9 protein-coding genes and 1 pseudogene are annotated in these 9,733 nt (G+C 71.2%); 7 read left to right on the top strand and 3 right to left on the bottom strand.

From position 1 onward, the window contains the following. The 3 genes and pseudogenes from GT042_RS37400 to argF all read left to right on the top strand — a co-directional run. Positions 1-683 (top strand): annotated as a pseudogene (locus GT042_RS37400) (polynucleotide kinase-phosphatase); the annotation flags it as partial. A gap of 89 nt (positions 684-772) precedes the next feature. Next, positions 773-2,008 (top strand): arginine deiminase, encoded by a 1,236-nt coding sequence (locus tag GT042_RS37395; protein WP_161313115.1) that lies wholly within the window; start codon positions 773-775, stop codon positions 2,006-2,008. A gap of 108 nt (positions 2,009-2,116) precedes the next feature. Then, a complete protein-coding gene (argF, locus tag GT042_RS37390) occupies positions 2,117-3,124 on the top strand; it encodes an ornithine carbamoyltransferase (RefSeq protein WP_161313114.1) in 1,008 nt (335 codons plus the stop codon). Between the two features lie 75 nt (positions 3,125-3,199). On the opposite strand, the gene GT042_RS37385 is transcribed toward argF, so the two are convergent. Next, positions 3,200-3,733, bottom strand: coding sequence for an ATP-binding protein (locus tag GT042_RS37385; protein ID WP_345944065.1), 534 nt, complete (start codon positions 3,731-3,733; stop codon positions 3,200-3,202). Between the two features lie 262 nt (positions 3,734-3,995). Here GT042_RS37385 and GT042_RS37380 point away from each other — a divergent pair, with 262 nt between their 5' ends. Next, positions 3,996-4,382, top strand: coding sequence for a hypothetical protein (locus GT042_RS37380; protein ID WP_161313113.1), 387 nt, complete (start codon positions 3,996-3,998; stop codon positions 4,380-4,382). Here GT042_RS37380 and GT042_RS37375 read toward each other — a convergent pair. Next, complete coding sequence (locus GT042_RS37375; RefSeq protein ID WP_161313112.1) at positions 4,363-4,980, bottom strand: hypothetical protein; 618 nt, start codon at positions 4,978-4,980, stop codon at positions 4,363-4,365. The genes GT042_RS37380 and GT042_RS37375 overlap by 20 nt on opposite strands. A gap of 83 nt (positions 4,981-5,063) precedes the next feature. Continuing rightward, positions 5,064-5,972 (bottom strand): zinc metalloprotease HtpX, encoded by a 909-nt coding sequence (gene htpX, locus GT042_RS37370; protein WP_161313111.1) that lies wholly within the window; start codon positions 5,970-5,972, stop codon positions 5,064-5,066. Between the two features lie 123 nt (positions 5,973-6,095). On the opposite strand from htpX, the gene GT042_RS37365 reads away from it, so the two are divergent. From GT042_RS37365 to GT042_RS37355, 3 genes are read left to right on the top strand one after another with little or no spacing between them, the layout of a single operon-like run. Then, the gene (locus GT042_RS37365) at positions 6,096-6,503 is read left to right on the top strand and encodes a VOC family protein (protein WP_202534791.1); all 408 of its coding nucleotides are present in this window, start codon (positions 6,096-6,098) and stop codon (positions 6,501-6,503) included. A 54-nt stretch (positions 6,504-6,557) separates the two neighbouring features. After that, complete coding sequence (locus GT042_RS37360; protein ID WP_161313110.1) at positions 6,558-7,316, top strand: beta-phosphoglucomutase family hydrolase; 759 nt, start codon at positions 6,558-6,560, stop codon at positions 7,314-7,316. Beyond that, positions 7,313-9,694, top strand: coding sequence for a glycosyl hydrolase family 65 protein (locus tag GT042_RS37355; protein ID WP_161313109.1), 2,382 nt, complete (start codon positions 7,313-7,315; stop codon positions 9,692-9,694). The genes GT042_RS37360 and GT042_RS37355 overlap by 4 nt, the downstream gene beginning before the upstream one ends. Positions 9,695-9,733: the final 39 nt, after the last annotated feature.

Genomic DNA, 9,733 nt, shown 5'->3' with positions numbered 1-9,733 from the left:
CCGCCTTCCCGGCGGTCACCCAGGCGCTGGAGGCCGCCGTGGCCCGGGGCGTCGACGCGGCGGGACTGCTGGCCGCCCAGCGGGAACGGGCCGTCGACGCCGCCGCGTTCACGGAGGCGTACCGCCGCTACTGCTGGACCACGGACGGCCTGGACGGCGCGCGGCTCGCGCCGTTCCAGCTGCTCGCGGTACGGGGCCGCAGCCTCGCCGCCGTCCCGCACGACCAGCAGCTCGCCTGGCTGGACCGGCTGGTGGAGCACGACCCGACGGGCCTGCTCCAGGTCACCCGGCGGCTGATCGTCGACACGGGCGACGAGGAATCGGTCCGCTCGGGCACCGACTGGTGGCTGGAGATGACGGAGCGCGGCGGCGAGGGCATGGTCGTCAAGCCGCTCCAGGCACTCGCCAGGGACGAGAAGGGACGGCTCGTCCAGCCGGGCATCAAGGTGCGCGGCCGGGAGTACCTGCGGATCATCTACGGCCCCGAGTACACCCGGCCGGAGAACCTGGCCCGGCTGCGGAACCGGTTCCTCGGCCACAAGCGGTCGTTGGCGCTGCGGGAGTACGCCCTCGGCCTGGAGGCCCTGGACCGGCTCGCCGAGGGGGAGCCGCTGTGGCGCGTCCACGAGGCGGTCTTCGCGGTGCTGGCCCTGGAGTCGGAGCCGGTGGACCCCCGGCTGTGACCTGGCCGGGGCTGTGACATGGCCCGCGATTCGGCGGACGGTGGTGCGTTCTTCGCGTGAACGGCGCGTCGTGCGGTGAGGATGGGGACATGGGATTCCACGTCGACTCCGAAACCGGGCGGCTGCGCCGCGTCATACTGCACCGCCCCGATCTGGAGCTGAAGCGCCTGACCCCGGGCAACAAGGACGCGCTGCTCTTCGACGACGTCCTGTGGGTCCGCCGGGCCCAGGAGGAGCACGACGGTTTCGCGGCGGTGCTGCGCGAGCGCGGGGTGGAGGTGCACCTCTTCGGGGACCTGCTGCGCGAGTCCCTGGAGCTGCCGCCCGCCCGGCGGCTCGTCCTGGACCGGGTCTTCGACGAGAAGGAGTACGGTCCGCTCGCCACCGACCACCTCAGGGCGGTCTTCGACGGGCTGCCGACGGCGGAGCTGGTGGAGGCGCTGGTCGGCGGGATGACCAAGCGGGAGTTCCTGGAGCGGCACGCCGAGCCGACGTCGGTCCGGTTCCATGTCATGGAGCCGGACGACTTCCTCCTCGACCCGCTGCCCAACCACCTGTTCACCCGGGACACCTCGGCCTGGATCTACGACGGGGTGTCCATCAACGCCATGCGCTGGCCGGCCCGGCAGCGCGAGACCGTGCACTTTGAGGCGATCTACAAGCACCATCCGCTCTTCACCGACCCGGCGGCAGGCCCCTTCCACCACTGGTCGGAGGGGCAGGACGACTACCCGTCCACGATCGAGGGCGGGGACGTCCTGGTCCTCGGGCACGGAGCCGTACTGATCGGGATGAGCGAGCGCACCACCCCGCAGGCCGTGGAGATGCTGGCCAGGGGCCTGTTCGCGGCCGGGTCCGCCACCACGATCGTGGCGCTGGACATGCCCAAGCACCGGGCGTTCATGCACCTCGACACGGTGATGACGATGGTCGACGCCGACACCTTCACCCAGTACGCGGGCCTCGGCATGCTGCGCTCGTACACCATCGAACCGGGCAGCGGCGGCAACGAGCTCAAGGTCACCGACCATCCGCCGGAGCACATGCACCGGGCGATCGCGGCGGCGCTCGGGCTGGACCGGATCCGGGTGCTGACGGCGGTGCAGGACGTGCACGCGGCGGCCCGGGAGCAGTGGGACGACGGGTGCAACGTGCTCGCCGTCGAGCCCGGTGTGGTGGTCGCGTACGAGCGCAACGTCACCACCAACAGTTATCTGCGGCGGGAGGGCATCGAGGTGATCGAGATCCGTGGCAGCGAGCTGGGGCGGGGGCGGGGCGGGCCGCGCTGCATGAGCTGCCCGATCCAGCGCGACGCCGTCGGCTGAGCCCGCGGCCACCCCGAACAAGCCGCCGTATAGCAATACGTCCCCTCGTATATAGTTCCAGCTTCTAGTGTTCCAGCCTCGTCCCGTTTCTCGTTCAGGAGCAGTCCCATGGCGATACACCTCGCAGGCCGCCACTTCATCAAGGAGCTGGACTTCACGGCGGACGAGTTCCGCGGCCTGGTCGCCCTCGCCGCCGAGCTGAAGGCCGCGAAGAAGGCGGGTGCCGAGGTCCAGCGCCTGCGCGGGAAGAACATCGCGCTGATCTTCGAGAAGTCCTCGACGCGCACCCGGTGCGCCTTCGAGGTGGCGGCGGCCGACCAGGGCGCCTCCACCACGTACATCGACCCGGCCGGCTCGCACATCGGGCAGAAGGAGTCGGCGAAGGACACCGCACGCGTCCTCGGGCGGATGTACGACGCCATCGAGTTCCGCGGGGACGCCCAGGCGACGGTCGAGGAGCTGGCCGCGCACGCGGGCGTGCCCGTCCTGAACGGTCTCACCGACGACTGGCACCCCACCCAGATGCTGGCGGACGTGCTCACGATGACGGAGCACAGCGACAAGCCCCTGCACGAGATCGCCTTCGCCTACCTCGGCGACGCCCGCTTCAACATGGGCAACTCGTACCTCGTCACCGGGGCGCTGCTGGGGATGGACGTACGGATCGTCGCGCCGCGCGAGTACTGGCCTGCCGACGAGATCCTCACCCTCGCCCGGCAGGCCGCGGAGGTCAGCGGGGCCAGGCTCACCCTCACCGAGGACGTCACGGAGGGGCTGCCCGGCGCGGACTTCGTGGCGACGGACGTCTGGGTGTCGATGGGGGAGCCGAAGGAGGTGTGGGACGTACGGATCACGGCCCTGCGCCCGTACGCGGTGACCATGGACGTGCTGCGCGCCACCGGCAACCCGGACGTGAAGTTCCTCCACTGCCTGCCGGCCTTCCACGACCTGGGCACGAGCATCGCGCAGGAGATCCACGAGCGGCACGGGCTCACCGAGCTGGAGGTGACGGACGAGGTGTTCGAGTCCGAGCACTCGGTCGTCTTCGACGAGGCGGAGAACCGGCTGCACACGATCAAGGCGGTCCTGGTCGCCACCTTGGCGGACGCGTCCTGAGAGGGGCCATCTCGTCCGACTTGTTGCCGTCCGGCCCGGCGCTGTCCGATCCGGTGCCGTCCGGCCCGGCGCGGTTCACCGGCCGGAGCAGGACGGCTCCTCGCACACCTCCCGGCACTCCCGCGTCCCCGGCGTCTCCCGCGTCTCCTGAGGCCCGCACGCCTCGTGGACCTGGACCTCGACCTGGTCCACGGGGAGGGTGAACCAGACCGCCTTGCCCCGCTCCGTGACGCGATGCCCGCAGTCCGAGCTGAGCGTACTGATCAGCAGCAGACCACGGCCGTTCTCCGCCCACGGGTCGGGCCACGGCCCGGGCTCGACGGGGGGCCAGGGGAGCGACGTGCCCGACGGCGGCGCCGGGTCGCGGTCGTGCACCTCCACCTGGCAGCCGGTCGGGAGCAGCTCCACGACCAGTTCGATCCCGTCCCCCTCCGTGTGCTTCACCGCGTTGGCGACCAGTTCCGCGGTGAGCAGTTCCGCCACGTCGCTGTCGGCCGGGGCGCGCAGATCCAGGAGTGCCGTACGGATCAGGGCGCGGGCCATGGGCACGGCCGCCGCACTGTGCGGCAGCGCGATGCGCCACGAGGTGGAGCCGGTGGGTTCGAACACGACGGTAGGTCCGATCGAGGGACAGGCAACACGATCCAGGGACACGTAACACTTCTGGTTCCAGCCTCACGGAGCGTGAGGGCCCGGACAAGGGGCCCCGGGCCGCAGCGCGCGGGACCTGCGCCTCTTGTCCGACGGGACCTTTGGCGGAAGCCCCGCCGCCGGACGGGTGAACCGGGCGCCCATACCCGGGCCTACCCGCGCTTTTCGGGGGTACCCGCAGGACACGATCCATACCGGTGCCCGAGGGGAGTGCGTGGACGTGTACGGAACACAGCGGTGGCTGGAGCGCAGAAACGCCGAGCGCAACCTGGTACGCGGCAGGATCCCCGGGGACCCGCGCGAACGCGCGGCCCTGCGCCGGCTGGTGGCCCACCGGCGGCACAGGCTGGAGAGCCACCCCTGGCTGTTCGCCGTCCTCGTCCCCGCCCTCGCGGTGCCCCCGGCGCTGTGGGCCCTCCAGGGGCTGTGGTCCACGGCGCTGCTGATGCTCGTGTTCGGAGTCGTCTTCGGCAGCTGGGCGACCTGCGAGCGTCGGCGCAACCGCAGCCGCCTGCGCTTCCTGGACCGGGCGCTGACCGCCGCCGACACGGGCGCCCGCGTCCACCCCCGTACCACCCCTCTGATCCTCACTCGCCGGACGGGCTGACGGCCAGTCCCGGCGCGCCCCAGACCGGGAACCAGCGGCTCAGGTCGGCCTCCATCCGCAGGTCGTCGCCGATCACGGCCTTGACCTGGAGTTCCCGCTGGCTGTCCCGCTTCTCGGAGCCGCCGGGCAGCGGCGCGAACGGGTAGAACGTGCCGCGCTTGTACAGGTAGACCAGCGCGAGAGGCCGCTGCTCGGCGTCCTTGAAGCCGACCAGCGAACAGAGCAGCTGCGGCCCGAAGCCGCCGTCCTGGAGCAGCGTGTTGACCGCGTGGAGGTCGTTCACCAGGGCGCCGAGGTCGTCGGCCGGCTGCCGGGCGAGGAGCCAGGTGTAGCCGTAGCCGTCCTGGCTGAACTCCACCGGGTGGCCGCCCTGACCGGCGTCCCGCCCGGTGTCCGCGTCCAGCAGCTCCCGTACGTCCTCCCGGATCCGGGCGAAACTCCCGCCCTCGACCCCCGCGAAACACACGGAGCCGAGGCCGGTGGGGGTGAATCCGGCGCCCGCCTGGAGGGTGATCGCGGCGGACGGCAGGGCGAAGAGCTGGTCGAGATCGGGGCGTACCGGCTTGCTGCGGCCGAGGATGGTGTCGAGCAGACCCACGGGACCAACTCCTCCGGGCAAAGGGTGCGGACGGCGGGGGTACGAGAACTACCGGGGTACGTGAACTACCGGTGGTACGAGATCTACCGCGCCAGTTCGGTGGAGATCCTGGCCAGCTGCTCCAGGCGCTGTTCCAGCGTCGGGTGCGACGAGAACAGCCGCCCGAGGCTCGCCTTGGAGGAGAACGCGGGAGCGAAGAAGAACGCGTTGTACGGCTCCGCCTTCCGCAGGTCCTCCGTCGGGATCCGCGCCATGGTGCCGCTCACCTTCGTGAGGGCGGAGGCCAGGGCCGAGGGGCGGCCGGTGAGGAGCGCGGCCGTACGGTCCGCGGACAGCTCGCGGTAGCGCGACAGCATCCGGGTCAGCAGGAAGCCGAGCACGTACACCACCGCGCTGGCCAGCGGGATCAGCATGATCGCCAGGCCGGCCGGGCCCGCGTCACGGCTGCTGCGGCTCACCCCGCTCCAGAGCGCGATCCGGGTGATGACACCGGCGAGCACCCCCAGGAACGAGGCGATGGTCATGACGGCCACGTCGCGGTGCGCCACGTGCGACATCTCGTGCGCCAGCACCCCCTCCAGCTCCTCCGGCTCCAGCCTGCGCAGCAGCCCCGTGGTGGCGCACACCAGCGCGGTGCGCTCGCTGCGGCCGGTGGCGAAGGCGTTCGGGATGTCGCTGCGCGAGATGGCCACCCGGGGCTTCGGCATGTCGGCCAGGGCGCAGATCCGGTCGATGGCGCCGTGCAGCTCGGGCGCCTCCTCGGGGGTGACCTCGTGCGCCCCCATCCCGAAGGCGGCTATGCGGTCGCTGAACCAGAACTGCGCGACGAACAGGGCGCCCGCGACGATCAGGATGATCGGCCACGCGCCCTTCAGCAGCGCGATCAGGACACCCACGAGGACCACGTAGAGCAGACCGATCAGGAACATGGTCGTCACCATGCGCGTGGTCAGCCCGCGGTCCGGCGAGTAGCGGGAGCGGGTACGGGTCATCGTGCGCCTCCAAGGGGCTGTCCTCTCCTCATTCTGCTCCTTCCGCGCCGAAACCGAATAAGGGGCGCATAAGCGGGTGCAAGGGTCGAGCGGGACCGGTGGGCCCGGCGTAGGTTGGTTCTCATGAAGCTGGCGTCCTGCGTGCTGTACGTGTTCGACCTCGACGAGTCCACGAGCTTCTACCGCGACCTGCTGGGGCTCGAGGTCTCCCTGCGGACCACCACGGCGGCCCTGATGGTCGACGCGTCGTCGGGCTGCCAGCTCTATCTGCGGGCCCTCGGATCCAACGCTCCTCACACGCTCGGCGGTATCGGGCTCCAGTGCATGATCTGGACGGCCTCGGACGCCGAGGAGCTGCGGCGCTGCGAGGAAGTCCTCCGGAAGCGGGACGCCCACGTCAGCACGGGGCACGCCGAGGGGTTCGACTGGGTGGAAGGGCGTGATCCCAGCGACGTACCGGTGATGGTCAGCCACCCGGGCCCCGACGAGGTGCCGCGGCAGGAGATCATCACCCGCATTTATGCCTGGTGACATGGCGGGTGACCGCTTCGTGTGATCCGTGTGATTCGTGTGAAGGGCAGGACCATGACCGCAGAAGAATCCCCCGGCCTCGGAATCCCCGCGCACATCCAGGCGTGCCTCTTCGACCTCGACGGCGTCCTGACGCCCACCGCGGCCCTGCACGCGACAGCCTGGAAGACCACGTTCGACGGCTTCCTGGAGCGGCGGGACGGGCCCGGCTACCGCCCCTTCGACAAGGTCGCCGACTACGACGAGTACGTGGACGGGCTCCCCAGGGCCGACGGGGTCCGCTCCTTCCTCGCCTCCCGTGGGATCGAACTGCCTGAGGGGAGCGCGGACGACCCGCCGGACCGCGACACCGTCCGCAGCCTCGGCGAGCGTAAGAACGAACTCCTCCTCCAGGACATCAGGACCAAGGGCGTCGAGGCGTACCCGGGCTCGGTCCGGTTCGTCCGCGCCGTCAAGGACGCCGGGATCCACCGCGCGGTCGTCTCGTCCAGCGCCAACTGCCGTGACGTCCTGATCGGCGCCGGCATCGAGGACCTGTTCGAGGTACGGATCGACGCGGGGGTCGCCCAGGAGCAGCACCTCGCGGGCAAGCCCAAACCCGACACCTTCCTCGCCGCCGCCCGCGCCCTCGGCGTCGCCCCGGAACACGCGGCCGTCTTCGAGGACGCCCTGGCCGGCATGGACGCCGGCCGCACCGGCGGCTTCGGCTTCGTCATCGGGGTGAATCGCACCGGCCAGGCCGAGGCCCTCAAGAGCCATGGCGCGAGCGTCGTCGTGGACGACCTCGCCGACCTGTTGGGAGAGCGGGCGTGATCAGTCATCCGCTGTACGCCGTCGAGCCGTGGTGCCTGCGCGAGACGGCCCTCGACCTGGACGCCCTGCCGCAGAGCGAATCGCTCTTCGCCCTCTCCAACGGGCACGTCGGCTGGCGCGGGAACCTGGACGAGGGCGAACCGCACGGCCTGCCGGGGACGTATCTGAACGGGGTGTACGAGCTGCGCCCGCTGCCGTACGCGGAAGCCGGCTACGGCTACCCGGAGTCCAGCCAGACCGTCATCAACACCATCAACGGCAAGATCATCCGGCTGCTGGTGGACGACGAGCCCTTCGACCTGCGCTACGGCCGCCTGGGCCACCACGAACGGGTCCTCGACCTCCGGTCGGGGCTGCTGCACCGCACGGTCGAGTGGACGTCCCCGGCGGGCCGTACCGTACGGGTACGCTCCACCCGCCTCGTCTCGTTCACCCAGCGGGCCATCGCCGCCATCTCCTTCGAGGTCGAGGCGGTGGACGCCGAGGTCAGCATCGTCCTCCAGTCGGAACTCGTCGCCAACGAACAGCTCCCGGCGGCCGGCGGGGACCCCCGGGCGGCGGCGGCCCTGGAATCACCCCTCGTACCCGAGGAGCACTACTCGGACGGGCGGCGGCTGCGGCTGGTGCACCGCACCGAGCGCAGCGGGCTGCGGGTGGCCGCGTCCGCCGACCACATCGTGGAGGGGCCCCGCGAGACCGGCGTCTTCTGTGAGAGCGGCGACAACCTGAGCCGCGTCACCTTCACCGGCGACGTGGGCCCCGGCGAGCGGCTGCGGCTGGAGAAGTTCGTGGCGTACGGCTGGTCGGGCAACCGCTCGCTGCCCGCCGTGCACGACCAGGTGGACGGCGCCCTCGCCGCAGCCATGGGCACCGGCTGGGCGGGCCTGGTCGCCGAGCAGCGCGCCTACCTGGACCGCTTCTGGCGGCAGGCGGACGTCGTGGTCGAAGGGGACACCGAGATCCAGCAGGCCGTACGGTTCGGGATGTTCCACACGCTCCAGGCCGGGGCCCGCGCGGAGAGCCGGGCCATCCCCGCCAAGGGGCTGACCGGCCCCGGCTACGACGGCCACTGCTTCTGGGACACCGAGAGCTTCGTCCTCCCGTCGCTGACCTACACCGCCCCCAAGGCCGTCGACCAGGCCCTCAGATGGCGGTTCTCCACCCTGCCGGCCGCCCGCGAGAGGGCGGCCCAACTGGGCCTGAAAGGGGCGGCGTTCCCCTGGCGGACCATCAACGGCGGGGAGTGCTCCGGCTACTGGCCGGCCGGGACCGCGGCCTTCCACATCAACGCCGACATCGCCGACGCCGTCGCGCGCTACTCCGCCGCCTCCCACGACGAGATGTTCGACCGGGAGGTCGGGGTGGAACTGCTGGTCGAGACCGCCCGGTTGTGGCGCTCGCTCGGCCACCACGACCACACCGGCGTGTTCCACATCGACGGCGTCACGGGACCCGACGAGTACAGCGCCGTCGCGGACGACAACACGTACACGAACCTGATGGCGCAGGAGAACCTGCGCGCCGCCGCCGACGCCTGCGACCGGTATCCCGAGGACGCCGTACGGCTCTCCGTGGACACCGAGGAGAGCGCCTCGTGGCGCGACGCGGCGACCCGCATGGCCCTGCCGTACAACCGGGACCTGGGTGTCCACGAACAGTCGGCGGGCTTCACCGCCCACCAGATGTGGGACTTCGCCTCGACGGGGGAGGACGACTACCCGCTCCTGCTGCGCTTCCCGTACTTCGACCTCTACCGCAAGCAGGTGGTCAAGCAGGCGGACCTGGTGCTCGCCATGCATGTGCGTGGCGCCGCCTTCACCGCCGAGGAGAAGGCCCGTAACTTCGCCTACTACGAGGCGATCACCGTACGGGACTCGTCGCTGTCCGCCTGCACCCAGGCCGTCATGGCCGCCGAGACGGGCCATGTGCAGCTGGCGTACGACTACTTGGGGGAGGCCGCGCTGATGGACCTCTCCGACCTGGAACACAACACCCGGGACGGCCTGCACATCGCGTCCCTGGCCGGCACCTGGATCGCGCTCGTCTCCGGCTTCGGCGGGATGCGCCACCACGGCGACACCCTCGCCTTCGCCCCCCGGCTGCCGGAACAGCTCAGCCGCCTCGCCTTCAACGTACAGATCCAGAAACGCCACCTGCGGGTGGAGATCACCGGGTCGAAGGCGGTGTACTCGATGCCGGAGTCGGACGGCGAGGCCCTGGAGATCAGCCACTACGGCACGCCTCTCACGGTCTCGCCCACCTCACCGCAGACGCGGGACGTGCCGAAACGGGTGGAGCGCCCCGCGCCGCAGCAGCCGGCCGGCCGGCGGCCCGCCCCGCGCGGCGGGCGGCCCGAGCCCAGGCCGGTCGGCGAGTGACACGGGGGCGCTGTCCGTTCGCGGCGCCCCTTCTCACCC

The sequence above is a fragment of the Streptomyces sp. SID3212 genome, assembly GCF_009865405.1.
Classification (GTDB): Bacteria; Actinomycetota; Actinomycetes; order Streptomycetales; family Streptomycetaceae; genus Streptomyces.
Note: the sequence above shows the minus strand (reverse complement) of the source record. Positions and strands in the feature narration are given on the sequence as shown.

Coding starts and splice junctions, on each gene's coding strand:
- GT042_RS37395 (WP_161313115.1), top strand. CDS start 773: ATGGGATTCCACGTCGACTCCGAAACCGGGCGGCTGCGCCGCGTCATA.
- GT042_RS37365 (WP_202534791.1), top strand. CDS start 6,096: ATGAAGCTGGCGTCCTGCGTGCTGTACGTGTTCGACCTCGACGAGTCC.
- htpX (WP_161313111.1), bottom strand. CDS start 5,972: ATGACCCGTACCCGCTCCCGCTACTCGCCGGACCGCGGGCTGACCACG.
- argF (WP_161313114.1), top strand. CDS start 2,117: ATGGCGATACACCTCGCAGGCCGCCACTTCATCAAGGAGCTGGACTTC.
- GT042_RS37360 (WP_161313110.1), top strand. CDS start 6,558: ATGACCGCAGAAGAATCCCCCGGCCTCGGAATCCCCGCGCACATCCAG.